Raw genomic sequence first — 24,599 nt, forward strand, 5'->3', positions numbered from 1 at the left:
TTGAAGGGAGCAGCTCAACAGGTCGTGTGCATTTCGCTACGGTGTATTAGGAAAATTTTGACGCCGTGACCGAAGGGCAGACAACATCTGGCCAAGCGGCAGATCTCAACTTCGCAGCTTGTCTCGCCAGTGGAGCAGAGCTGAGCAAATTTGAACAATTCAAGGCTGACAGCTGCTACTTACTAGACCCCCTGGCTGCTGAACTTGAGAACAGCAGTGATCACTTCAGCAACGACGCCGTTCAGCTGCTCAAATTCCACGGAAGCTATCAACAGGACAACCGAGATAACCGCCAGAAAGGTGCGGGTAAGGATTGGCAAATGATGCTGCGTCTGCGCAGCCCTGGCGGACGTATTCCACCAGCACTGTTTTTAGCCTTAGATGATCTGTCCAATCGCCTTGGCAATGGGAGCCTGCGGGCCACTACCCGCCAGGCGTTCCAGATTCATGGGGTCCGCAAGGAGGACCTGCGGGAAGTTATCAGCACAATCATCCGATCAATGGGATCAACCCTGGCGGCTTGTGGTGATATCACTCGCAACGTTATGGCACCAGCAGCTCCATATGAGAAAGGTGGTTATCCAGCTGCCCGACAACTTGCCAATGAAATCGCCGATGTTCTCAGCCCAACGGCAGCGGAGGGGTCCTATCTGGACCTATGGGTGAATGGAAGTGCGACCTACCGCATCCGCCCCTCCAGGCGAGTGAAAAAAGTTCGTACCCGCCAGCATCAGGGCAATGTCTTCAGTGGAGATGCCAAGGAACCTCTCTATGGCAAGACTTACTTGCCGCGCAAATTTAAGTGCGCCGTCACCGTGCCAGGCGATAACTCAGTTGATCTACTTACCAATGACATCGGTCTAGTTGTCTTTACTGCTGCAAACGGTGAAATCAAGGGTTGCAATGTCTATGTGGGTGGCGGCATGGGTCGAACCCACAACAATGAACAGACATTCGCCCGCACGGCTGATCCTCTTGGCTATGTGGCTGCAGAGCATGTATTGGATTTGGTGCAGTCGATTTTGGCCTTGCAACGCGACTACGGAGACCGAAAGACAAGGCGTCATGCCCGCATGAAATATCTTCTCAATGATCATGGGATCAGCTGGTTTAAACAGGAACTCAAGAGCAAATATTTCCTTCATCCAATCAAAGCGTTAAGGCCTGAACCAAAGAGCAAACTTGAGGACTATCTGGGCTGGCATCAGCAAAGCGTTGGCCAATGGTTTGTTGGTTTGCCACTGCTCTCTGGTCGCTTGGAAGGAAATCTAAAGAAAGGACTCCGCCAACTGGTGGAGTCCTTTCAACTTGAAATTCGCCTAACACCGAATCAGGATCTATTGCTCTGCAATATTGGGAAGTCACAACGATCTAGTGTGCGCAAAGGTCTAGCCGCTCTAGGCATTCGCGCCCCAGAGGCTCCTGCGATGCTTGCACGGCATGCAATGGCTTGCCCTGCGTTGCCCTTGTGTGGTCTGGCGGTAACCGAAGCAGAGAGAACCCTGCCTGCCTTGCTTGAGCGAATTGATGCTCAGCTGCGACGTCTTGAAATTACTAAATCGATCCTGATCCGCATGACAGGTTGTCCCAATGGATGCGCTCGGCCCTATATGGCCGAGCTTGCTCTAGTGGGAAGTGGTGTCGATCAATATCAACTCTGGCTGGGAGGCACCCCAAATCTGCAACGTCTTGCCAAACCCTATCTACAGCGGATGCCCCTCGATCAACTCGAGAGCACGCTTGAGCCCCTATTGCTGAGCTGGAAGCAAGCTGGTGGTCGACGCAGCCTCGGAGATCATGTCAACAAACTTGGCGATCAAGCCGTCCTTGGTTTGCTGTCTGGTACAGGACAGGCTCCATAGATTGCTTCAGCGACACCCGTTCTCCACGCCCAGAGTTGATCTCCATAGCTGAAATGCCACCACTCATTCGGGTGCTGAGAAAACCCAGCTTTACCCATGGCCTCTGTTAAAACTTGGCGCCTGTTGTGCCAGAGGTAAGCCTCTGATTGAGGTTGATCGAGCGCAGCTTCGCGGTAGTGATCCGGTTCTGAAATGCTGCCAATAGCATCGATCTCGCCACCCATATTCAGAGCTGTTCCCTGGCTATCAGCAAGGGTGAGATCCACGGCAGCTCCAGTGCTATGAGGAGGTGGAGTACAAGGATCGAGGCTGGGCGGAGCCCAAAACCTGCCAACATCATCAATGACCCTTTGCAGCTCCTCGGCCTGACTAGGGTCGTCGCGCTTCAGTTTGCGTTTGAGGCATTCCTTAGCGATGGCATGCTCGACCATAAAAGCTTGAACAGGAATCGGTCGCCAGGCATCAAAAATGGCAAGGCAAAGTTCTGGATGCTCTTGCTGCAGTTCATCTTGAGCCCTCAGCAGCCGATCAATCACACTCTGACGCAGCCGAAAGGGATCAGCATCTACACCATAGGGGGCACCTAAGGATGCATAGGGATGTGGCTCCAATCGGGGCAACGAAAGAGGGATTTGATTGAGGCACTCCCCGCAATCACGAATGGGCCTATCACTCCAAGGGCGCAGCAGGAAAAAAGTTCGCGCCGACAACATTTCCACAGCGATAACCTAGTTTTCCACAAAGCAAATCTCGTTGATGCTGCGAGATTGGAAATTGGTACAGCGAACCAACATCAAGCAAGTAAAACCTTGACAAACAGTTGAAAATCAAACAATCAAAAAATTACTGCCAGCTATTCAGTGAGATCTCTTGCAGCACAGTGCCTTTGCGGTACTAGCCAAAAAAAATAGGCATTAACGACAATGACTGCACCGGAAGCGACTTCGGCAACTGAGGTAGCAGAAAGCACATCGACTCGTGATTTCTGAGTATTAAGACTCAAACGAGTCTCAAGTGTGTGGAAAAATCAATGGACTCAATTCAGGTGGGCTGTTCCACTCAGGTGCTGCCACTGTGCCTCCAGCAACTCCTTGAGCCGAGAGTGGTCATTCATGTTTGGATCTTCGCTGAGCAGTCTTTGAGCCTCATAACGAGCCTCTTCAAGCACGGCCCCATCATCCGCCAGGCTGGCCAGGGCCAAATCAGGCAATCCAGACTGTTTGGTGCCAAGCACCTGCCCTGGCCCTCGCAAGCGTAAGTCAATCTCAGCAATCTCAAAGCCATCACTGGAGCGCACAAGGACTTCAAGTCGCTGCCTTGCTAATGGGTTTGTGCTGTCATTGATCAGTACGCAATGGGACGCCGCTGCGCCACGTCCCACACGACCTCGAAGTTGGTGCAATTGGGCTAGCCCAAAGCGATCCGCGTGGTCGATCACCATCACACTTGCTTGAGGTACATCCACGCCTACCTCCACCACAGTGGTAGAGACCAGCACCTGGCAATCACCCGCTGCGAAGGCTTGAATCACGCCCTGCTTCTCTGAGCTACTCAAACGTCCATGCAGTAATCCAACCGTGAACTCCTCAAATACTTGCTCTGATAAATGGGTGTGAACCTTAACTGCTGAACGCAGATCAAGTTTCTCGGAGTCCTCGATCAGCGGTAACACCACATAAGCGCGCTGGCCACAAGACACTTGATCTCGGATGAGTTGATAGGCCTGATCCCGATCGCAGCCCTTAATCATCTGAGTTTGAATGGGGGTACGACCGGGAGGTAATTCATCGATCTGACTCACATCCAAATCCCCATGCAACGAAAGTGCCAGTGTGCGAGGAATGGGTGTTGCTGTCATCGTCAAAAGATGAGGTTGGAGCCCCTTGTTCAACAATCTGTTGCGCTGCTTCACTCCAAAGCGATGCTGTTCGTCAACCACCACCAGCCCCAGTCTTGAAAAGGCAACAGGATCTTCGATTAAGGCATGGGTGCCTACCAGTATTTTCAAGGATCCATTGACGAGATCATCAAGGATCTGACGGCGACGTATACGAGTGGTTGCCCCCGTAAGCAACTCGACGCTGACATGCAACTGAGGCAACCAACAACACAATGTGCGGTAGTGCTGCTCGGCAAGGACCTCAGTGGGTGCCATGAAAGCCCCTTGCCAGCCAGCCTCTACCGCTGTGAGAAGGGCTGCTATGGCGACAACCGTCTTGCCACTACCAACATCTCCCTGAATGAGGCGTGCCATTGGTTCCGAGAGCACCAGGTCAGCTTCGATCTCCGTCAACACACGCTGTTGAGCTGCTGTGAGAGGGAATGGCAAAAGCTCCAGGAAGCGAGCCACAAGGCCATCTCGCCGCCCTGCCGTCTGCAATACAGGAGCAGAACATCTGCGCAGCTCTGCTCGCCGTTTCAACAACCCCAACTGCAATAGAAGAAGCTCGTCAAAGACCAATCGACGTCGAGCAGACTGCAATGTCTGCTGATCGTCTGGATGATGAATTGCGACCAAGGCATCGCTTCTTCTGGGTAAACGCAATGCCTGACGACGTTGTTCAGGCAGGGATTCAGGCCAACTTGCTGCCAAAGGTAAAATCTGCCGTACAAGATCACGAAAACGGTCAGCCGTAAGGCCTTCAGTGAGGGCATACACAGGCAACAACCGGCCAATGCTTTGCGATCGCAACGGCGAATGTGGACTCTCCATGACCTCAATCAAAGGGTCTTGAAAACTCATGCCGTAAGGCCCCCCTTTGACCAATCCACTTACGGCCACAGTGACTCCAGGCGGGTAAAGGCGTGACTGGCTTTTGAGGTAAGCAGGGCTGCTGAAACGCCGACCAGCGAAAAATCTCCTCACTTTGAGCCGACCAGTTGGGTCTTGAAGCTGCAGCTCAAGAATGGACAAATTTGGGTTGCGTGGACTGGTGAAGCCATGACAACGCCTCACTGTGGCCACAATCGTGGCCGCCTCCCCTGCCTCTAGGGACTGGATACGCCGCAGCGAGGAATAATCCACATAGTCCCTGGGGTAGTACTGCAGCAAATCTTTGACGAGCAGTAATCCAAGCCCGGCCAAGCGTTCAGCAAGTTTTGGGCCGATTCCTTTCACCTCTGACAGTGGGCTTTCCAACGTCAGAGAGCGGTTCCCACTAGGTAAAGGCATCTGTCGTTGCCTTTCAGCTCCCCCCTTCTTGAGTCTGGGAGGGCCTATTGGCGTTGGTGGTTCCAATCCCTGGCGTATGCCATGTAGAAGCTGTCTTGTGTCCGTCACCAATCGACGTCGCGCCGATTCAGAGCTGTCTGGATAACTCGCAAAGGCTTTAGCTAGTTGGCCGAGACGAGCCTGACTTTTAGTAGGCAACCATCCAGAGGGTGGTTCTGCTAACTGACGCACCAAGAATGCATGAAAATTCTCCTGACGCCCCTCAAGATTCTTAAAACCGTTCTCAGCCTCCAGGGTTAATGCTTGCTGCAGAATGCGCATCCAGCTGAGTAGATGCTGCAACTGATCCCTACTCAGACCTTGGGTGGACTGGTTGGAGGATTGGCGGAAGGGCTCTGCCACCACTGTTGCTTTACCTCCTGAGCCATGGCGCGACGTTGCCAGTGCCGCTGTTGTCGAACCATTTTGAGCAAGGTATGGCGATGTCGCTTGAGTTGAGCCCGACAACGTCGCAAACGCGGGTCGTCAAACTCCATTTCGGATGGGCGCAGAAGAACGCAAATGATCTCCATGCCCTCTAAGACCATTGGATTAGTTGATACCGGTACGCGTAATCTCAGTAAATTGGATGCCACAGGTTCAGATTCCAACTGACCATTCAACACAGCATCAAGCAAGCTGATTGGTAAGAGGCTGTTGACAATTCCGGCTCGCAACATTTCCACGTTGAGAGCATGGGAAAGATTGCGCAATCTACGAGCGAGGGCACGATCAAGAGATTCCAGCCAACGTGCTAGTTCAAGAGGGCTAACGGGCAAAAAAACCTGCTCCTCATCAAGACCACTGTGAAGCAGGGTGTTGTCACCAGGCTGCAAATCGCTGAATTCACTGGTCAAGATATTCTCTGTAGCCATGGTCTCTCCAGCCATGACAAAGAGAGAGCGAAGCACATCAAGATCACCCTTCTGCCCGCCAATCGGTTCTGAGTCCTCTGAGGCCAACTCCAACTCCTGAGAGTCAAGTTGAGCCTGATCATCCTTGCCTAAATCAGGCTCATCGACATCCTCATTACTAGCCAACCCTGTGCTTAAGCCTGCGTTTTGGGGATCATGATCAAAAGTCAACATGCTGCCGAGACGATCAGGATGCTCGAGTGGAGGATCAAGGCTTAGGTGAATGGACCCCTCAGCTTCTTGCATGGAGTCCTGTTCAGAACGAAAAGCCAACAACAGCTCACGCCTGTTTTGATCGCTCTTTCTCTGGCGTTCACGTTCCATCTGGCGAACCAGATCCATCAACTGCTCGACAGTCAATAAGGAACAGCAATGACAGACCAATTGCTCAACCTGATCTTGAAAAGCTGTCCTTGTTTTGTCCGAAAGCCCACTCAGACGATTCTGATCCCGATCAGTTATCAACAGGAACAGGGCCTGACGGACAACATTAAGCAGTTCCCTCCGTAATAATTGCAGGTAGAGAGCTAAATCGTGGTACAGAGTCAGCGACAAGCGCTGACTCTGCTTTTTTAGTGAGGCAATCTGCTGATCGGGCTCGAAGCGTTGCAATCTCTACTTCTCCGCAGCCAAAATTAAGCAGTCTTCATGGACGCTACTTCCGTAGCGAAATCAGTCTGGTCGACTTCAATCCCCTCCCCAAGGGTGTAGCGGGTGAAGCGGCGAACCTTGATATTCTCTCCAATCTTGCCAGCAACTTGCTTGACGAGTTCCGCAACCGTCATGGAGCTGTCACGGATAAAGGGTTGCTCAAGCAAGACCAGTTCCTTAAGGCGCTTGCCAATTCGTCCTTCAACGATCTTTGCCTTGATCTGTTCAGGCTTGCCAGAAAGATCATCGCGACCCATCTCAATAGATTTTTCCTTTTCAACGACATCAACAGGAATCTCTTCTGTGCTCACGTATTCAACATTCGGGCATGCCGCCACTTGCATAGCGACATCCTTTAAAAGCCCTTGGAACAAATCACCACGAGCAACAAAATCAGTTTCGCAGTTCAACTCAAGAAGTACCCCGACCCTGGCTCCGGTGTGGATGTAAGTACCAATGGCACCTTCAGCAGCAATGCGAGAAGATTTCTTCTCTGCACTGGCAATACCCTTCTGACGCAGCCATTCGCTCGCCTTGACCATATCTCCGTCACTCTCTGCAAGGGCTTTCTTGCAGTCCATCATTCCCGCGCCGGTCTTGTCGCGCAGGTCCTTGACAATTTTGGCTGATACGTCCGCCATTGGTAATCGGGGTGAGGAGTATTAGGGATGCAGCCGACCAGATGAGGAGGACGGCGGCGAGAACTTAGCGCTGTAAATGGACTTAATCGTCGCTGTCGTCAGCACCTCTTTGGTCATTAGTGCCATGACGGCCTTCGTTGATGGCATCAGCCAGTCGGCCCAGCACAAGCTGCACAGAACGAACGGCATCGTCATTACAAGGGATCGGGACCTCGCAAAGGTCAGGATCGCAATTGGTGTCAAGCATGGACACCAAGGGAATGTCCAACTTGCGGGCTTCAAGCACAGCGTTGGTTTCACGGCGTTGATCAACTAGTACCACGACATCAGGCAACCGTCTCATCCCTTTGAGACCACCGAGGTACTTCTGCAGTCGCTCAAGTTCGCGACGCAAAACGGAAGCTTCTTTCTTGGGTCGCATGGCAATAGCACCACTGGATTCCATCCGCTCCAGATCCTTTAATCGATCAATTCGAGCCTTCATCGTGGTCCAGTTGGTGAGCATGCCACCAAGCCAACGTTGATTCACATAGGAAGCTCCGCAGCGAGTGGCTTCCAACGCCACCACTTCAGAGGCCTGCTTTTTGGTACCAACAAAAAGGAATCGCTTTCCACTTCGGGCGGAAGAACGAGTCCATTTGTAGGCATTGTTCATGCAGATCGCGGTCTGCACTAGGTCAATGATATGGACTCCATTACGCGCACAATAGATGTAGCGCGACATCTTGGGATTCCAGCGACGGGTTTGATGCCCAAAGTGGGCGCCCGCCTCCATCATTTCTGAAAGCGTGACAACAGCCATAGGTTTTAGGTTTCGGGTTCGCCTCCACCTGCCAGGTATGCGAGACGATTCAGCCAAAAGGCATGGGTCGACTCATTCATCACCCGAAACGGACAGGTGTGCGGAATGAAAGAACCATTGGAATTTATCAAAGCGACAGCTCAGCGCAGCCCTGTTAGTGCTGCTTCTTTGAAGAGAGCGCGTACCCCGATTCGGTTTAGGGGTAAACGCAAGAGCTCCATTGCCAAACCTTGATGACCGTTGCGAATCAACCAGCCAAGTAAAGGCCTGAGGCTGCGCTCATTAAGTAATCCACCGAGCGTAAGCAACTCCCATAACAACCGATGAAGCCAGGTGAATTGGATAATGAAACGCACCCGTCGAGTCGGGTGCTTGCGATAAAAGATCAGGCCCATTTTGGCCCGCTCCCGCTCAACTCTGATCAGGTCAGGAACTTGCTCAAGACGCAGGGCCGGATGCCAGTGATAACCAACTGCTTCGGGACATTTCACCAACTCAACACCCATCTGTCGAAGTCGTTCCCCCAGCTCTAGATCCTCCCAGCCATACAGACGGAAATTGGTATCGAATAGTCCAGAACGTTCAAGTACCTCTCGATCAATGGCCACATTGCCTGTCGCGAAGTAAGCCCATGAGTTGTCCTGGAATTTGTGAGGTTCTGTAGTGGGCTGCTCGAAATTTGCCGTGTTGATCACCGCGCCATAGGTGAAAGAAAGTCGATCACCGCGTTGCTGCCAACTTTTTTGCAAAGCTCTCGCATGACAGGCGAGAAACGACTCGGTGACAACGAGATCACTATCGATAAAAACAATGAGATCACCTCGGGAATTATCTACCCCGCGATTACGCCCCTCTGCCGGGCCCCCATGCTCTTGCTCCACCACGCGCACATGTGGAAAGCGAGACGCCTCATCCCTCAGCCAGCTCGGTGTGCCATCCGTGGAGCCGTCATCCACAACGACCACCTCATAACCATCTAGCTCAGAGAAAAGGATCTGTTGCTCGAGAGCCAACAGACACTTCTCAAGGATCGATCGACGGTTGTAGGTGGGTATCACGACGCTTGCGAACATTCGCAACCACATCTGCTGCTGACAAGCAACAGCCTAGAGACATGAAAAAAGGGGGCCCATCAATGCCCCCATCTCTTGATTTAAAAAGTCTGTCGATGGGATTAGTCAGCAGCACCTCCGTTGTTGGCAGTTCCGGTTACACCATTACCAGCTCCCTCACCTCGGCCGTCATTGCGTAGCTTGCGCTTCTTGAATTTGCGGGCATAGGAGCGATTCCGCTCTTGCTTTTCTTTCTTGAGGTTTCTGCGCTTGGCCATGCTGTTAAAACTTCCAAACTAGAGATCTGTAACCAACCTAACCAAGAGAGGAGATCAGGCGACCATCTTCCATCTGCACCAATCGATCCGCGATATCAACAATGCGGGGATCATGGGTCACCATTAACACCGCACAAGACTGTTCTCGGGCCAATCGTTGAAGCAGCTCTACCACTTCCCTTCCTGTGACGCTATCGAGGGCTGCTGTGGGTTCATCGGCTAGCAATAGCTGAGGTTGAGCCGCCAGCGCACGTGCAATTGCGACTCGTTGTTTTTGGCCGCCAGAAAGATCATGGGGCAGTTTGCTGAGGTGATCCTCTAGCCCCACAGCCCGCAACCAATAGCGAGCCTGATCACGGCGAGCCCGATAAGAGAGACCTGGCAACAAATCAGCTCCCATCTGCACGTTCTGTTCAGCTGTGAGACACCGCAAAAGATTGTGGCCCTGAATAATCATGCCGATATGACAGCGAAGCTGTTGGCGAAGGCGACGATCTGATCCCCGTAACTGATGGCCGAACACGCATACATCTCCTTCTTGAACTGTGCGGAGCGCTCCGATCAAAGTGAGCAGGGTGGTTTTGCCACAGCCTGAAGGCCCGCTGAGCAACACCACCTCGCCAGGGGCTATTTGCAGAGAAATGGACTGCAACACCTGACGTCGCATTGCACCAATGCCAAACCAGTGGCTGAGACCCTGAACTTCAACCATGAGCTTTTCATTCATGGCGATGTCTTCTGATCGAATGATTGAAAGAGAGCAGACCCATCAGAAAATCTCTGCAGGGTCGGCATCGACCAATCGGCGCATCGCCAGCACCGCTGAGCCCATGCACATCGCCAGGATCAGGCTGAAAACAAGCACGGCACGTGGAAGATCCATTGCCACAGGCAGTTTTGTCGAACTGCGTACCAAGGCGTATAGGGCCTGGCCGGCGGCATAGGCAGGCACATATCCCATCACTGCCAGGAAGATCCCTTCGCGAGCTACCACGCCTAGCAGAGTCTTCAAGCGATAACCCATCGCCATCAGAGTGGCGTACTCAGGCAGATGATCGCTGACATCGGTGTAGAGGATTTGATAGACAATCACGCACCCCACAACAAAACCCATTGCTGCACCGAGGCTGAAAATGAAGCCAATAGAAGTACTGCTTCGCCAGTAATTCTTCTCAAACTCAATGAAAGCCTGCTTGGTAAAGACCTTCACATCGTTGGGCAAACTCGCCGTGAGAGATCGAACCACAGCATCTGGATCTGCCCCTGGTCGCAGCCTTAGCAAACCGATTTCAATGCTTCCAGGCGGATTGCTGGGTAACAGCTCAAGGAATGTTTCCCTGCTGGTGAGCAGATTGCCGTCAGCTCCAAAAGATGGCCCCAGGCTGACTAATCCCGCTACACGAACCCTTTTCCCGGCGAGCTCAGTCTCAACAGTTCGGCCCTCATCAAACCACTTGGCAATAGGTCCGAATTCATTTCGAGAACGCTGATCAAATAAAACTCGACCACGACTTGTGAGCGCTTTTGCCTTGGCCGCAAGCTCAGGATCTGTGAACAGCGAATCCCCCGGTTCAAAACCTAAGGCAAGAATCTGGCGGGTCGTGAGGGTTTGCGGATTTCTCCACAGCAAAAAATTCCAGTTCACAGGCGTGATGCCCTGGACATCTGGATGTGCCATGGACTGCACCAAGCGACGCCTTGGAAATCCACTCATGCTGATCGAGCTCATCGAGCGAGGGCTCATCAACACCAGGTCAGCATCAAAGAGACGATGCACGGTGACACTGGCATCGAACAAACCATCTCGGAAACCCAATTGCATGAACATCAGGATTCCGGCGAAGCAGATTCCTGCCAGAGCAACCAAAAGCCGTAAAGGTTGACGACTCAGTAGCAACCAAGCCAGAGGGATCCTCCGCTGTTGCCAAAAGCCAGACATCACGAGGGCTGAAAGCGAGCGATCACCTTCATCCCCGCGAGACTTCTCACCCGAGCAGCTGAGTTTTGGTCAAGGCTGACCCGAACTTCAACTACGCGGGCATCTGCATCACCAGTTGGATCAGTTGAGAGCACATTGCGCTGACGAACCTGGGGGCTAATGCGTTCCACACGACCCATCAAAGTCCCATCGAATCCACCGTTTTCACTGGTTAAGCGAACAACTTGTCCAACATTCACTCGATTCACATCCGACTCATAAACTTCGATCAAGGCTTCCATGGTCTGATTGGCGCCAACTTCCATCACGCCATCACTACCTGGACGCTCCCCGACGCGAGTGTGAACCCTTAACACCACACCATCGAGGGGAGACTTCAATTGACTATCAGCGAGATCAGCCTCAAGTCCGCTGATTTCAGCCAAAGCCTCCCGACGTTGGCCATCGATTTTGACGAGTTCTTCCTGTTTTTCCTCCAAATCCACCAGAGATGAAGCTCCAACCAGGGCAGCTTTTTGATAACGAGTGACCTCCCGGCGCTGCATTCGCAACTGAACCTCGAGGGTCTCCAGTCGAGCTTGGACAGCTGCCAGATCAGCAAAAGTTTTAGGTCGGTTGTCGAACTCTGCTAGAACCTGGCCACGCTTAACCGCATCACCTTCACGAACACTGAGCTTGGCAACCCGTGGAGTGCCACCAAACCCGCTAGCAGGGGCGGCCAAGCGACGGACATCACCAGCGGGCTCAAGTTGCCCCAAGGCTGCAACAGCTTCAATTGGTCTGGCAGCTGGAACTAGCACAGCACTTTCTTGAGGTGTCTCAGGCCGACGCGTAAGGCTCCAGACACCAATAGCTACAACAAGGCAGATTCCTCCGGTTATCAACCATCTCCAGGTTTTGCTGCTTAAAGGGGAGGTGGATCCTCGAACAAGATCTCCTCGATGTATCGATCCGCCCATTGAGGATTGAAGGCCTTCTCCAGCACTCCACGTGTCTTGTCGTTGCGTTTCTGTTGGATGCAATAGGAGAGTTGGCTCTTATGTCTTTGGATCGTAGATGCCGCATCAGAAGCATCGGGAGTCGCGTCAATGACGCTAGCGATAAGAGCTTTGAGATAGCCATCTGCCAAATCCACGAACCAGCTTTCCTCTTGGCTACTAGCTGGACGGATGAACTGGACAAACGGCGAGAAGATGGATCCCCATTCAGGCAATTCCCTCACCTGTTGAAACGCAGGAATGGGCAGTGACTCAAGGCCATGGAGTAGGGCCTCTGGCATTGTTAGGCCTACAGGCGAAAGATCCACGATGGCCGCCGAAATGCCGGCAGGACCAGCAACAATATCGGCTCCAAAAATTGGTAGATCAAAGCGAGGATCAGGAAAGAAGACGCAATGGAGTACTTGCAGTCCCCCTCCCAGCCTTGCTATCTCCAAATGCAACTTGCGCATCCCCCGACAACGATGCAATTCATTGCTAATCAGCAGCTCCTCTCCATCAAGCTGGCCGCTGATTGACTCCATCACTGAATCCAGTGCAAATGGACTGAGCTCAGGTAACTGCGCTCTGCGCTGCCTGATCCGCGCTGCCAACGACTCGATTAACGGATGAATTGCCGGGCCGCTTGTGGAGGGAAAAGGCAGCACGATGGCAAGAAGGATCAGAATGGGACTTTGACATGCACTTCTGACACGCTCCACCCCTAAACCCAGTCTTCAACACTGGGCTCTAAAGAACAAGACCCGCTGCGTGCTGGCATCCATGCCAGATGCACCACTGACTTGTTTAGACCTCTGGTGCAAAGCAGGTAGTTCAAGTGAACAAAAAGGAGAGGAAGGACTAGCCCACTTTCTTGAACACATGGTGTTCAAGGGAAGCTCACAGATGGAGGCGGGAGAATTCGATCGCAAAATCGAAGCGCTTGGAGGCAGCAGCAATGCCGCTACAGGTTTCGATGACGTCCACTTTCACGTTCTTGTACCACCAACGGCAGCTAGGGCAGCACTTGATCTACTGCTCAACCTCGTTCTGACTCCAGCTCTGCGTTCAGAGGCCTATGCCATGGAGCGAGACGTCGTATTGGAGGAAATTGCCCAATATCGAGATCAACCGGATGATCAAGTCCTCCAACAGCTTCTCGAAGCATGCTGCGAAGATCATCCCTACGGCCGAGCCATCCTTGGCTGTGAAGCAAGCCTAAAAACAAGTACTCCCGAGCAAATGAGGGAGTTCCACAGCCGCCGATATCGAGGCCCGAACTGTTGCCTAGCAATTGCGGGTGCCATTCCGATAGGCCTGGAAGAAATCTTGAACAACAGCCGTCTGGCTGAGTTGAATCACCAAACGATGGAGGACATTGATCCTGCCATTTCTCCAACGCTCAGCTTTCAAAAAGGGCGACGAGAAATTCAAGTCCCCAGGCTGGAATCCACCCGGCTATTGATGACCTGGCCGATGCCCCCTGCCTCAAACCAAGAGATGGTGATGGGAGCTGACCTGGCGACTACCCTGCTTGCGGAAGGACGTCGCAGTCGACTGGTGCATCACCTCAGAGAGGAATTGCAAATCGTGGAATCGATCGATATGGATGTAACCGTGTTGGAACAAGGCAGCCTTGTATTGCTAGAAGCATGCTGCAACGAGACGCAGCTGGACAGGGTGGAAAAGGAAATCCACCATTTACTGCAGACGAGCCTCGAATCAACACCCAAGAATCAGGAGATCGAACGAGCTAGCCAACTGGTTTCAAATGGACTGTGTTTCAGCCTTGAAGCTCCCAGTCAAGTAGCCGGCCTGGCAGGGAATCAAGCTCTTTGGAATCGTCCTCAATCCTTGTTGGCACCACTTGATCACCTGTCTGCATGGACGCCGACTCGACTTCTCGAGCAAATGCTTCCATTACTGCAACCAGAGCGGAGCTTCACCCTTGTTGCCAGACCGATGGAAGCAGAAGAATGAATCCTCTCGATGTGGTTTTAGATCCAATCGCCGCACCGGGAGTTATCGCCGCCAAGCTCTGGGTTAGAGGCGGCAGTGGTGCTGACCCAAAAGGGCAACGGGGAGTTCATCAACTGCTCGGAGCCCTCTTGACCAGGGGCTGTGGACCCTATGACCACCTTGCTCTGGCCGATCTCGTTGAAGGCTGTGGGGCAGGTTTGCGCTGCGATACCCACGAAGACGGATTGCTAATTAGCCTCAAATGTGCTGATCGTGATGCCGAACGACTCCTTGATTTACTTGGCTGGATGCTGATCGATCCGCATCTGGATTCAAGTCAAGTAACGCTGGAAAGGGATCTCAGTCTTCAGGCCTTGCAAAGACAAAGAGAAGACCCATTTCACGTGGCTTTTGACGGCTGGCGGCAGATGGCTTACGGCAGTGGCCCCTACGGCCACGATCCCCTTGGCCTTAGCGAGGACCTCAACCAACTTGGTCGACAGCAATTAATTTCGCTAATCGACGGGCTAACAGCACAATCACCTGTGCTTGCCCTCTCTGGGACCCTTCCAGAGGATCTTGAACAGCGGCTGCAGGCAATGGAATCTTTTCAGCGCTGGCCCAATCAGCCACCTCAGCAAGCGAGAACGCCTGAATCGAGCAAGATCTCAACAGAGAACATTCAGCTCGAATCCAACATTTGTCTTCAGCCTGAACCTACAAGTCAGGTGGTCATGATGCTTGGACAGCCAACCCTTGCGCATGGCCATGAAGACGATCTAGCACTGCGTCTACTGAACTGCCACCTGGGATTAGGCATGTCTAGCTTGCTGTTCAGGCGTCTACGAGAGCAACACGGGGTGGCCTACGACGTAGGCACTCATCACCCGGTACGTAAGTGTGCCGCTCCATTTGTATTCCATGCCTCAACAAGCGAAGACAAGGCAAAACTCACCCTTCAATTGCTTCTAGATAGCTGGTGGGAACTCAGCCAGCAAGAGATATCAGAAGAAGACATTGAACTGGCACGCGCAAAATTCCATGGTCAACTCGCCCATGGAGCTCAAACCACTGGACAACGGGCAGAACGCCGAGCCCAATTGCGGGGACTAGGGCTGCCAGCCAACTATGACCCGCACAGCTTGGAGGCAATCAAAAATCTTGATGGAAGCGCTCTGCAAAAGGCAGCTCAACGACATCTAAGAATGCCCTTGCTAAGTCTCTGTGGCCCAGAAAACAGCCTTCAAATCCTTGCCAAGGATTGGCAACAGCAAGTGGTTCAAAGCTCTTAATCCCCCTTTGCGCCATCAACATCTGAAAGGTCAAAGATCAGGCGATCCAGTGGGATCAGAAAGCTGCCATGACGAAATCGCACAACAGCCATGTCCTTGGCTCGCAGGCCAACGATCTCGCCAAGCTCTTCTGGGGAGACCAAATCCGGTGGCCGTAGCATTGGCATGGGATCCGCGGTCTTTAGATAAGGCAAGGGCACCTTTAAACGGACCTGTTGACCAATAATCGGTTCCATCAGAAATGAGCAATGCCTCTCTCCTACTGCAGGATGGAGCTAGCTGAAAACCCTTTTTGCGAGCCCTGGCCACCTGGAGCGGCGCCCTCGCCGGCCTGATGATGATCCTTGTAGGAGGGTTGATCCCTGCTGCGCTGCTCTTGCCTGGCCTTGACTTACAACCGCACGTGTTAACGCTTCCAAGTACTTGGCAGGTGCCAGCTCTATTGCTGTGTGCACTCGTATGCGGTCCGCGTGCTGGAGTCATCGCTGCAGTTGCTTATCTCACCATTGGCCTCGTTGACCTACCCGTATTTCATGGTGGTGGAGGCCTCAATTATGTGCTGACACCAGGTTTTGGCTACCTGGCTGGATTCGTTCCAGCTGCTTGGCTTAGTGGTCGTCTGGCCCAGCAACCAGGCATGAATGATGTACTGAGCCTGACGATTGCAGCAATCGCGGGGCTGATCATGCTCCAACTTTGCGGCGTACTCAATCTGCTTATCGGATCTGCCCTATACCAATGGCCTGATCGCATTCCAGAACTGCTATTTAGCTATACCTTTGGGCCCCTACCCGCTCAACTAGTCCTCTGTGCAGGCGTTGGCGTACTTGCCTTGCCATTGCGAAATCTGCTGTTTGTTGAATGAATCAACCTCAAATACTGAAGCAACGTCAACTATCACGCAGGGCAATGCTGCTAATCAGCATCCTGCTGATGCTGATTGATCAGATCAGCAAAAGCTGGGCCCGTCAACAACTCAGCTCAGGCTTCGTACTCCCTTTTGTTCCTGGGCTATTGCAGTTGCGTCTGATCAGCAATACAGGCGCAGCTTTTAATCTTTTCAATGGAGCAACATTCCTCTTAGGGCTGCTCAGCCTGGCTGTGACCATTGGTTTGATGGTCTGGATTTGGAGAGCAGGACAGATGCCGATATGGCAAGGCCTTGCAATGTCCTTTCTGCTCGGCGGAACGATCGGCAATGGCTTGGACCGATGGCGTCTAGGGCACGTCACCGACTTTCTGCAACTTGTACCGGTGGACTTTCCGATTTTCAATGGAGCCGATGTGGCGATCAATTTGGCCGTGATCTGCTTCGGAATCGATGCCCTGACAAGACGCCATGGACAACAACACACCTAAGCGTTGTGCCATGGCTGGAGTGATCATCAATTAGATCAGTCAACCCGATCGAAAAGTTGTTCTTTAAAGCGATAGCTGCCGCTTTAGTGGAAACGTAAGGATGGAGCTTGCCCTTACTTGATCATCAAGACAAACATTTGGTCTCTAGATGATCTCAAACCCACCAATGCACGTTGTTGGCGTTGAGGAGGGGTCGAGAGCTGGAATGATGCGACGCCGATCAAATCAAGATTTCACGATCCTCAAGGATCGAATGACCTATTCGCCTCATTCCTGCATAAAGCCAGCGAAAGCATCAAAATTGCTGGTCTGGGCAGATTCAGAGCATGCCTTAAATGGTGGTGATGAACTGGACCAGTGCAATAGGTCTCTTGGCGATATGGAAGATGGCAAGACCGGCACAACCATTAATTCCACAGATCTGCTATTGATCGGCCATGAGCCTTGCGGATACAAATTCTTGGTCTCTGGCTTAGCAATGATGCCAACAGTTCCAGATCCCAGACGCTGTCTTTCTGGTCAAAGATCATTGAACCTGCAGGCCAGCGGAAGCATGACAAACAAATGATCTCCCGTCAGCGGCTGCTCCTATGGACCGCCTGCGCGCTGGTGGTCTTGCTAGTCATCGGAGCTCTAGTGCAAGTGGTGAGGAACCTGCTCTGGGATTTGAGTTACCTACTACCTCCCTGGTTGCTAGGCCCGGTGTTGTTACTAACAGCAGGCCTCATCATCTTGATGATCTATCAGGTTGGATGGCCTTGGTGGAAGGCTTTTAAGCGTCAGAACTTAGAAACTGCTCAAAACAATCAACGGCCCCTTTCCCCTCCAAGTAGCCGTCATCAAGCAGCCAAGCAAAGTCTTGAAAACATTGATCGCCTGCTTGAACGCCTCAAAGACGAGGTCACTCGAGAAGGGCTTAAGCAAGAGAGAGAAAGGGTGGCTGATGAACTGGCCCGTGGTGATCTGATGGTGGTGGTGTTCGGTACTGGTTCCAGCGGCAAGACATCTCTGATCCGAGCACTCCTGAACGAAATGGTGGGTGAGGTTGGTGCACCCATGGGATCCACAACCAGTAGCCAGATTTATCGACTGCGTTTAAAGGGACTTGATCGAGGCCTTCAATTGGCTGACACCCCAGGAATTCTTGAAGCAGGCAGAGCCGGTTTAAGCCGAGAGAAGGAAGCAAGGCAACGAGCCAGTAGAGCTGACCTGATGGTGGTGGTTGTGGATTGTGATCTACGCGCTTCAGAGCTGGAGGTCATCAGTAACCTCGCCAATCTCGGCAAACGATTGCTCCTAGTTCTGAATAAATGCGATCTTCGCGGTGAAGAAGAGGAACGACGGCTTTTGGCTCAGTTGAGAGGGCGATGCAAGGGCTTGCTTGAAGCTGAGGATGTGATCTCCTGTAGCGCTGCACCGCAGTCACTGCCGCGGCCCGGCAAACGACCTTTGCAGCCTCCTGCTGAGGTCGACAACCTGCTGCGTCGCCTTGCGTCAGTGCTACATGCCGATGGTGAAGAACTGCTTGCAGACAACATTCTGCTGCAATGTCGCCATCTGGGAGATGCCGGTCGCCAGCTGCTGGATCGACAACGCCAGCATGAAGCGCGTCAGTGTGTTGATCGTTACAGCTGGATTAGTGGTGGTGTTGTCGCTGCAACCCCCCTCCCAGGAGTGGATCTATTGGGGACGGCAGCGGTGAATGCCCAAATGGTGATGGAGGTCGCCCGTGTCTATGGAGTTCAACTCACTCGCAACCGAGCACAAGAACTGGCGGTATCAGTAGGACGCACTTTGGCAGGACTTGGCATTGTTAAAGGTGGAGTGGCGATCATCGGCACAGCTCTCAGTGTCAACTTGCCCACCCTGTTGCTGGGCCGAGCGGTACAAGGGGTCGCTGCTGCTTGGCTCACACGCGTTGCTGGAGCCAGTTTCATTACCTACTTCCAGCAGGATCAAGACTGGGGGGATGGCGGTATGCAGGAAGTGGTGCAACGTCACTACGATCTCAACCGACGGGAATCTTCGCTGGAACGTTTTCTCACGACAGCCCTGCGGCGGGTGGTTGAGCCTCTTCAGCGGGAGAAACGGCGACAGCTCCCGCCACGCCCAGGGCCTCGGGGGGTGGCGGACGCATCGGACCTCGGGCATCCAGAACTGTGATCAAAGCCAGGTAGAACAATCCAATCGCTACTGATAAAACAGTCGTGATAATCGCCACCCAGCGACCTCGCGGGGGTGATGAAGTCATTAGCGCAAACCCAGCAAAGATTGATTCATCAGAGTTGCCAACCGACTGAGATGAATCGATTGCGTATGGGGATTGCCCAAGACCACCTTGAGGAAATGACGACCATGATGCAAGGGTCTTGACACCATCAACTGCTGTTCCAGCAAGCTTTGCCGAGTTGCTAATGACCAGACTGAGGCTTGATCTCCATCGGCGTTCTTAGGGGTACAGGCAATGAGATGCAATGGTCCGCTGAGAAGAATGAACCTGGATGCATCGAGTTGACGCGCGAGCGACTGACGACGCTGAATCGCCCCCTCCAGCAAGCTCTGAATTCCCTGCTCCCCGAGCTGACGCAGACCCAACCAAAGCTTGAGCACCTCTGCTGGCCGAGTTCCTTGAAGGCCAATTTCACTTCCATGACCGTCTCCCCAGGCTGGTTCCATATAGGGCAAGCCAGTCGAGAAGGCTGAAGCAAGATGGGATTGGTTCGCAACTAGCAATAGGGATGATGTCTTAGTGATCCCAAGCAACTTTTGAGGATTCACTGTGATCGAATCGGCTAGAGAGATTCCTTCAACCACAGAAGCAGTGGCTGCTGTTAGAGCAAAGACCCCTCCAATGGCTGCATCGACATGCAACCAGACCCGCTCGCGTCTGCATAGCTCTGCTACCGCTACCAAGGGATCTACAGCTCCCTGGACAGTCGTGCCTGCTGTCGCCACAACGGCTAAGCATGGTCTTCCTTCTGCGCGGAGAGCCTTCAGTTGATGCTCTAGGGCATCGAGATTCATGCAGCCCTCTTGATCGACAGGCACCGTCTGCAAGGCATCGCTAGCCAATCCCATGACCCGAATGGCCTTAGCGAGCGACACATGAGAGTCGACACTTGCAAGCACCACTGCCCTGGGATCATCTTGAAGATCTGCCTGTTGGCGAGCGATCACCATCGCCATAAGGTTGCTGAGGCTGCCACCACTGGCTGCCACACCACCAGCCGTCAACGGCAGTCCCAAGCGCTCAGCAAACCAGCGGCACATCTCTCGCTCTAAACGCGAAAGACTTGGTGACAACTCCTCGGCCAAAAGATTGTTGTTTAGTCCTGCGCAGATCAAATCGGCAGCGATGGATGCCGTTAGAGGAGGCGGATCGAGATGAGCCAAAGCACCTGGATGGGAAGGCTGATAAGCCCCTTCCATAACCATCTGCAAATCGTCCAGCAAGGCATCAACTGAAAGACCTTGAGGCGGCGGCGCCACATCAGGCAAAGCACTCAGCGCTGGTAAGGGGCCTCGATTGCTTGTTGTTGCGAACCACTGACAAAGTCGAGCACTGGCCTGCTCCAGAAAAGTCTGCAGTTCTGGATCGAAACGGTCAGGCTTGGCAAAGGGCGCCAAGGTCGCAGTCGGCTTTATCTGGGGAGTGCCAGCCAAAAACGCTCGTCATACAAGTTCCATTCTCCCTCCTGATGGCATTGTTTGATCAGGAGCTGCCACTTAGCGGTGCCTTTAGCGAAACCTCTTGAACTCACCAACATGCAATGCCGCTGTTGGATGTTGCGGCTACTGACTCGAGCAAAACAACTCGGCGGTCTTGGAGAAGTTCCTGTGAGTGCCGTTGTGCTGGATGCCGATGGCCGTTGTATCGGACATGGCAGCAACCAAAGGCATCGAGGACGTGATCCATTAGGCCATGCAGAACTGATCGCACTCCGACAGGCTGCCTGGCTCAGACGTGATTGGCGATTTAATGACTGCACCCTGATTGTCACTCTGGAACCCTGCCCGATGTGCGCGGGAGCCCTAACACAAGCGCGCATGGGCCAGGTGATCTTTGCTGCACACGACCCCAAGCGAGGCGGGCTTGGTAGCACAATCAATCTGGGGGACCACCCCAGTGCGCATCATAAAATGCGTGTTCTAGGCGGTGTGATGGAAGTTGAAGCCAGGCAGCAGCTAGAAGCCTGGTTCAAGCAGCAACGGCAACGTTTTCACGAAAACGAGGTAACTCTGACTCGAACAGATTGAGCAACAGCTCAACGTTTTTAGGGGTGGAGTTGTATCCCATCAAGCCAATCCTCCAGATTTTGCCAGCCAGGCTTCCTAAGCCACCGCCGATTTCAATGCCGTGCTCATTCAGCAAATGCAAGCGGAAGGCATTGCCATCCACTCCATTTGGAATGCAAACAGTTGTGAGTGTGGGCAAACGCAAGGCTTCAGGTACATGCAACTCCAAACCAAGACTCTCGAGGCCTGCCCAGAGCGCTTCGGCATTGCAGCGATGACGATCCCAAGCGTTTTCAAGGCCCTCATCCGCAAGTAATCGCAGGGCTTCACGCATGCCAAAGTTCATATTCACCGGTGCAGTGTGGTGATAGACCCTGTCGCTTCCCCAATACTGATTAAGCAGCGAAACGTCTAGATACCAATTGGGCACCTTGCTACTACGGGCCGCAAGCTTCTCTTCGGCACGGGGCCCCATGGTGAAAGGACCAAGACCAGGAGGGCAGCTGAGCCCCTTCTGGCTGCAGCTGTAAGACAGATCGACCTTCCATTGATCCAGAAAAACCGGCACAGCGCCTAAGGAGGTGACCGTATCTAGCAGTAAAAGGCAATCGTGCTTATGGCAAAGATCGCCGACACCATCCATTGGCTGACAAACGCCAGTGGATGTTTCTGCATGCACGAGAGCCAGAATTGCAGGGCGATGCTCGATCAAAGCTGCTTCTAGCTCTGCAAGGGAAAAGGCTTCTCCCCAAGGTTTTTCAATCAACTGAACATTGGCTCGATATCGAGCAGCCATATCGGCAAGGCGATTGCCGAAATAACCGTTTACCGCAACCAATACCGTGTCACCAGGTTCAACGGTATTGGTCAAGGTCGCCTCCATGGCGGCACTACCAGTACCGCTCATCGGCAGTGTGAATCGGTTGTCGGTCTGCCAGGTGTAGCGGAGCAACTCCTGAACCTCACCCATTAATTCCAGATAAAGGGGATCAAGGTGGCCGATCGGAGAGCGCGCAAGTGCCTGAAGCACCTTGGGATCGGCATTTGAGGGTCCAGGCCCAAACAGCAAGCGGGTAGGCGTGGCAATCGGTTCGAGAACCGTCTTATGAGATTGGTCAACCTGGGGAAGGGTTTGCGTCGTCGCCAAGGCCCTTGGTTAGTTCAATTGTTTAGAGCCTAAGCAGTCAACCTTCATCCCCGGGACTTTTTTTGAGGGATTGCAACGGCAACCAAGCAGGTCAATCAATAACGACAGCAATGAAAAAATAGTGATTTGTTTTCGAATCTATTGGCAGCAGAAGGGAAGTAAGTCAAAAAACGCTAGCTCGTCTAGCAAAGTCCCTTTGAAGCCTGATCCGTCGTCATTGGCTCAATACTGATGCCCATTGACTGAAAGCAGGCTTCAAAATCGTTGATGCAGATCGAGCGAAGGCTGAAAGAAGATGGTTGTAGCAACCAATCAACCCTGTGATGAGATCAGCCATTGAGGACGACTGGAAGACTTGGACGAGTTGAGGGATATCGAAGCTAAACAATCAAAATCAGTGATCCAGCCATAAAGCTCTCCCAGCCTTAGATCAGCTCAAGCTGACAGAAACGGTTACGGAATCCACCCAGAAAGAAAACAAGGCTTCAGCAGAAGGTACCTGCTGCTACAAAAAGAAGGCCATGCGGCTGATTACGGTCGCTTTATTATCGCCGGCTCGGCCTCATCTTCGCCATGGGCAAATCACCCCAAGACGTCCTCCGCCAGATCAAGGACGAGGGCATTGAACTGATTGACCTCAAGTTCACTGATCTGCACGGCAAGTGGCAGCATCTCACCGTTTGTTCGGACTTGATTGATGAGGAAGCCTTCACTAATGGCTTGGCTTTCGATGGATCTTCCATTCGTGGATGGAAGGCCATCAACGAATCAGATATGGATATGGTTCCTGACGCCAGTACGGCCTGGATCGACCCCTTTTATCGCCACAAGACTCTTAGCTTGATCTGTTCCATTCGGGAACCTCGTAGCGGCGAGCCCTATGCCAGATGCCCCAGGGCGCTTGCCCAAAAAGCCCTCGGTTACTTAGCCGGCACTGGCCTAGCCGATACAGCCTTTTTTGGTCCTGAGCCCGAGTTTTTCATCTTTGACGACGTCCGCTACAACTCCGGTGAAGGTGGTTGCTTTTACAGCGTTGACACGATTGAGGCCCCTTGGAATAGCGGTCGCATCGAAGAAGGCGGCAACCTTGCCTACAAGATCCAACTCAAGGAGGGCTACTTTCCGGTTCCACCCAACGACACCGCCCAGGACATCCGTTCCGAAATGCTGCTGCTGATGGGGCAATTAGGAATCCCGATGGAGAAGCACCACCATGAAGTTGCTGGTGCTGGCCAACATGAATTGGGGATGAAGTTCGCTGAGCTGATTGAAGCTGCGGACAACGTGATGATTTACAAGTACATCGTTAGGAATGTTGCTCGTAAGTACGGTAAAACGGCAACGTTTATGCCCAAGCCGGTGTTCAACGACAACGGCACCGGGATGCATGTTCACCAGAGCCTCTTTAAAGGAGGCCAGCCCCTCTTCTTTGGAGAAGGCACCTATGCCAACTTGTCACAGACGGCTCGCTGGTATATCGGTGGCATCCTTAAGCATGCTCCCTCCTTCCTAGCTTTCACCAACCCCACAACCAATAGCTACAAGCGTTTGGTGCCAGGTTTTGAAGCTCCTGTAAACCTTGTTTATTCCCAGGGCAACAGGTCTGCAGCTGTTCGCATTCCGCTCACTGGCCCAAACCCGAAAGCCAAGCGTCTTGAATTCCGCCCAGGCGATGCCTTGGCCAATCCTTATCTAGCTTTCAGCGCGATGATGATGGCGGGGGTTGACGGCATTAAAAACCAAATTGACCCTGGCGATGGTTTCGATGAGGATCTATTTGAACTACCAGCAGAACGCCTTGCCAGCATCCCCACAGTGCCAGCTTCACTTAATGGTGCGCTCGAAGCATTAAATTCAGACAAGAACTACCTCATGGAAGGGGGAGTCTTCACTGAAGACTTCATTAACAACTGGATTGACATCAAATACGAAGAGGTGCAGCAATTGCGTCAAAGGCCTCATCCCCATGAGTTCACCATGTATTACGACGCTTGAGGGAAGGTGAAAAGATCACCATCTGTTTGAAAAAATAGGAAAAGTTATTCGTTTAAACTAATTTTCAAGTCCCCGCATCCAAGCGGGGACTTTTTCATGGCCTAGCATTCAGGAAAGTTTGGCTTGTTTTATAGAAGATGTTCTCCGAAGAACTTTGACTATGCAAAGAGATTGGAATTTAATGGTAGAAAATTTATGAGTTAGACATGCATTGATAAGATATTGGGGCGCTAAATTGTTAGCATTAGTGTGTAAATAGTAAGCCATTCAAAATTAATGTCAGC

23 protein-coding genes are annotated in these 24,599 nt (G+C 52.6%); 9 read left to right on the top strand and 14 right to left on the bottom strand.

Features of this window, described 5'->3' with window-relative positions; all coding sequences use genetic code 11:
* Positions 1-65 precede the first annotated feature (65 nt).
* Complete coding sequence (locus SIB80_RS06730) at positions 66-1,862, top strand: NADPH-dependent assimilatory sulfite reductase hemoprotein subunit (RefSeq protein ID WP_063420126.1); 1,797 nt, start codon at positions 66-68, stop codon at positions 1,860-1,862.
* Here SIB80_RS06730 and SIB80_RS06735 read toward each other — a convergent pair.
* From SIB80_RS06735 to SIB80_RS06785, 11 genes are all read right to left on the bottom strand, one after another.
* The gene (locus SIB80_RS06735; protein ID WP_205909710.1) at positions 1,817-2,575 is read right to left on the bottom strand and encodes a M15 family metallopeptidase; all 759 of its coding nucleotides are present in this window, start codon (positions 2,573-2,575) and stop codon (positions 1,817-1,819) included. The genes SIB80_RS06730 and SIB80_RS06735 overlap by 46 nt on opposite strands.
* A gap of 323 nt (positions 2,576-2,898) precedes the next feature.
* The gene (gene recG / locus SIB80_RS06740; RefSeq protein WP_063420127.1) at positions 2,899-5,439 is read right to left on the bottom strand and encodes an ATP-dependent DNA helicase RecG; all 2,541 of its coding nucleotides are present in this window, start codon (positions 5,437-5,439) and stop codon (positions 2,899-2,901) included.
* Positions 5,388-6,599, bottom strand: a complete 1,212-nt coding sequence (locus tag SIB80_RS06745; protein WP_063420128.1) for a hypothetical protein — start codon at positions 6,597-6,599, stop codon at positions 5,388-5,390. The genes recG and SIB80_RS06745 overlap by 52 nt, the downstream gene beginning before the upstream one ends.
* Positions 6,600-6,622: 23 nt before the next feature.
* Positions 6,623-7,279, bottom strand: coding sequence for a translation elongation factor Ts (gene tsf / locus SIB80_RS06750; RefSeq protein WP_011129962.1), 657 nt, complete (start codon positions 7,277-7,279; stop codon positions 6,623-6,625).
* 82 nt (positions 7,280-7,361) lie between these two features.
* Positions 7,362-8,081, bottom strand: coding sequence for a 30S ribosomal protein S2 (gene rpsB, locus SIB80_RS06755; protein WP_011129963.1), 720 nt, complete (start codon positions 8,079-8,081; stop codon positions 7,362-7,364).
* 140 nt (positions 8,082-8,221) lie between these two features.
* The gene (locus SIB80_RS06760; protein ID WP_205909699.1) at positions 8,222-9,154 is read right to left on the bottom strand and encodes a glycosyltransferase family 2 protein; all 933 of its coding nucleotides are present in this window, start codon (positions 9,152-9,154) and stop codon (positions 8,222-8,224) included.
* Between the two features lie 101 nt (positions 9,155-9,255).
* Complete coding sequence (locus SIB80_RS06765) at positions 9,256-9,411, bottom strand: hypothetical protein (RefSeq protein WP_011129965.1); 156 nt, start codon at positions 9,409-9,411, stop codon at positions 9,256-9,258.
* A 37-nt stretch (positions 9,412-9,448) separates the two neighbouring features.
* Complete coding sequence (locus SIB80_RS06770) at positions 9,449-10,138, bottom strand: DevA family ABC transporter ATP-binding protein (protein ID WP_063420130.1); 690 nt, start codon at positions 10,136-10,138, stop codon at positions 9,449-9,451.
* 42 nt (positions 10,139-10,180) lie between these two features.
* Positions 10,181-11,350 carry an ABC transporter permease DevC gene (devC, locus tag SIB80_RS06775; protein WP_063403885.1) on the bottom strand — a complete coding sequence of 390 codons (1,170 nt, stop codon included), beginning with the start codon at positions 11,348-11,350 and terminating at the stop codon, positions 10,181-10,183.
* On the bottom strand, positions 11,350-12,234 hold the full coding sequence (locus SIB80_RS06780; protein ID WP_063420131.1) for an HlyD family efflux transporter periplasmic adaptor subunit: 885 nt from the start codon (positions 12,232-12,234) through the stop codon (positions 11,350-11,352). Before SIB80_RS06780 ends, devC begins: the two co-directional genes overlap by 1 nt.
* Before the next feature lie 20 nt (positions 12,235-12,254).
* Positions 12,255-13,049 carry a phycocyanobilin:ferredoxin oxidoreductase gene (locus tag SIB80_RS06785; protein WP_063420132.1) on the bottom strand — a complete coding sequence of 265 codons (795 nt, stop codon included), beginning with the start codon at positions 13,047-13,049 and terminating at the stop codon, positions 12,255-12,257.
* 61 nt (positions 13,050-13,110) lie between these two features.
* Between SIB80_RS06785 and SIB80_RS06790 the strand changes: the two genes are divergently transcribed.
* Positions 13,111-14,307, top strand: coding sequence for a M16 family metallopeptidase (locus SIB80_RS06790; protein ID WP_063407043.1), 1,197 nt, complete (start codon positions 13,111-13,113; stop codon positions 14,305-14,307).
* Positions 14,211-15,578, top strand: a complete 1,368-nt coding sequence (locus tag SIB80_RS06795; protein WP_063420133.1) for a M16 family metallopeptidase — start codon at positions 14,211-14,213, stop codon at positions 15,576-15,578. The genes SIB80_RS06790 and SIB80_RS06795 overlap by 97 nt, the downstream gene beginning before the upstream one ends.
* Here SIB80_RS06795 and SIB80_RS06800 read toward each other — a convergent pair.
* Entirely contained in the window at positions 15,575-15,814 is a 240-nt protein-coding gene (locus SIB80_RS06800; RefSeq protein ID WP_063420134.1) for a DUF3148 domain-containing protein, read from the bottom strand. The two genes, SIB80_RS06795 and SIB80_RS06800, sit on opposite strands and share 4 nt — an antisense overlap.
* Positions 15,815-15,870: 56 nt before the next feature.
* Between SIB80_RS06800 and SIB80_RS06805 the strand changes: the two genes are divergently transcribed.
* From SIB80_RS06805 to SIB80_RS06820, 4 genes are all read left to right on the top strand, one after another.
* A complete protein-coding gene (locus SIB80_RS06805) occupies positions 15,871-16,443 on the top strand; it encodes a biotin transporter BioY (RefSeq protein WP_011129973.1) in 573 nt (190 codons plus the stop codon).
* Positions 16,440-16,937, top strand: a complete 498-nt coding sequence (lspA, locus tag SIB80_RS06810; protein WP_063420135.1) for a signal peptidase II — start codon at positions 16,440-16,442, stop codon at positions 16,935-16,937. Before SIB80_RS06805 ends, lspA begins: the two co-directional genes overlap by 4 nt.
* A gap of 148 nt (positions 16,938-17,085) precedes the next feature.
* Complete coding sequence (locus SIB80_RS06815) at positions 17,086-17,505, top strand: carbamoyl-phosphate synthase subunit L (protein WP_236066085.1); 420 nt, start codon at positions 17,086-17,088, stop codon at positions 17,503-17,505.
* Positions 17,502-19,100, top strand: coding sequence for a YcjF family protein (locus SIB80_RS06820; protein WP_063420136.1), 1,599 nt, complete (start codon positions 17,502-17,504; stop codon positions 19,098-19,100). The genes SIB80_RS06815 and SIB80_RS06820 overlap by 4 nt, the downstream gene beginning before the upstream one ends.
* A gap of 87 nt (positions 19,101-19,187) precedes the next feature.
* Here the strand turns inward: SIB80_RS06820 and SIB80_RS06825 are convergent, their stop codons facing one another.
* Positions 19,188-20,600, bottom strand: coding sequence for a pyridoxal phosphate-dependent decarboxylase family protein (locus SIB80_RS06825; protein ID WP_063420137.1), 1,413 nt, complete (start codon positions 20,598-20,600; stop codon positions 19,188-19,190).
* 102 nt (positions 20,601-20,702) lie between these two features.
* Between SIB80_RS06825 and SIB80_RS06830 the strand changes: the two genes are divergently transcribed.
* Entirely contained in the window at positions 20,703-21,194 is a 492-nt protein-coding gene (locus tag SIB80_RS06830; protein WP_063420338.1) for a nucleoside deaminase, read from the top strand.
* Here the strand turns inward: SIB80_RS06830 and SIB80_RS06835 are convergent.
* Complete coding sequence (locus tag SIB80_RS06835; RefSeq protein ID WP_063395810.1) at positions 21,136-22,320, bottom strand: pyridoxal-phosphate-dependent aminotransferase family protein; 1,185 nt, start codon at positions 22,318-22,320, stop codon at positions 21,136-21,138. The two genes, SIB80_RS06830 and SIB80_RS06835, sit on opposite strands and share 59 nt — an antisense overlap.
* A gap of 573 nt (positions 22,321-22,893) precedes the next feature.
* On the opposite strand from SIB80_RS06835, the gene glnA reads away from it, so the two are divergent.
* Positions 22,894-24,315 (top strand): type I glutamate--ammonia ligase, encoded by a 1,422-nt coding sequence (gene glnA, locus SIB80_RS06840; protein WP_063397542.1) that lies wholly within the window; start codon positions 22,894-22,896, stop codon positions 24,313-24,315.
* The last annotated feature ends 284 nt before the right edge of the window (positions 24,316-24,599 follow it).

Source organism: Prochlorococcus sp. MIT 1327 (assembly GCF_047304785.1).
GTDB classification, from domain to species: Bacteria; Cyanobacteriota; Cyanobacteriia; order PCC-6307; family Cyanobiaceae; genus Prochlorococcus; species Prochlorococcus marinus_D.

Excerpts from the sequence above, each read along its gene's own strand:
- SIB80_RS06735 (WP_205909710.1), bottom strand. The coding sequence starts at position 2,575 with ATGTTGTCGGCGCGAACTTTTTTCCTGCTGCGCCCTTGGAGTGATAGG.
- tsf (WP_011129962.1), bottom strand. The coding sequence starts at position 7,279 with ATGGCGGACGTATCAGCCAAAATTGTCAAGGACCTGCGCGACAAGACC.
- rpsB (WP_011129963.1), bottom strand. The coding sequence starts at position 8,081 with ATGGCTGTTGTCACGCTTTCAGAAATGATGGAGGCGGGCGCCCACTTT.
- SIB80_RS06760 (WP_205909699.1), bottom strand. The coding sequence starts at position 9,154 with ATGTTCGCAAGCGTCGTGATACCCACCTACAACCGTCGATCGATCCTT.
- SIB80_RS06765 (WP_011129965.1), bottom strand. The coding sequence starts at position 9,411 with ATGGCCAAGCGCAGAAACCTCAAGAAAGAAAAGCAAGAGCGGAATCGC.
- SIB80_RS06770 (WP_063420130.1), bottom strand. The coding sequence starts at position 10,138 with ATGAATGAAAAGCTCATGGTTGAAGTTCAGGGTCTCAGCCACTGGTTT.
- devC (WP_063403885.1), bottom strand. The coding sequence starts at position 11,350 with ATGTCTGGCTTTTGGCAACAGCGGAGGATCCCTCTGGCTTGGTTGCTA.
- SIB80_RS06790 (WP_063407043.1), top strand. The coding sequence starts at position 13,111 with ATGCCAGATGCACCACTGACTTGTTTAGACCTCTGGTGCAAAGCAGGT.
- SIB80_RS06795 (WP_063420133.1), top strand. The coding sequence starts at position 14,211 with ATGGACGCCGACTCGACTTCTCGAGCAAATGCTTCCATTACTGCAACC.
- SIB80_RS06800 (WP_063420134.1), bottom strand. The coding sequence starts at position 15,814 with ATGGAACCGATTATTGGTCAACAGGTCCGTTTAAAGGTGCCCTTGCCT.
- lspA (WP_063420135.1), top strand. The coding sequence starts at position 16,440 with ATGAATCAACCTCAAATACTGAAGCAACGTCAACTATCACGCAGGGCA.
- SIB80_RS06815 (WP_236066085.1), top strand. The coding sequence starts at position 17,086 with ATGATCTCAAACCCACCAATGCACGTTGTTGGCGTTGAGGAGGGGTCG.
- SIB80_RS06820 (WP_063420136.1), top strand. The coding sequence starts at position 17,502 with ATGATCTCCCGTCAGCGGCTGCTCCTATGGACCGCCTGCGCGCTGGTG.
- SIB80_RS06830 (WP_063420338.1), top strand. The coding sequence starts at position 20,703 with ATGCAATGCCGCTGTTGGATGTTGCGGCTACTGACTCGAGCAAAACAA.
- glnA (WP_063397542.1), top strand. The coding sequence starts at position 22,894 with ATGGGCAAATCACCCCAAGACGTCCTCCGCCAGATCAAGGACGAGGGC.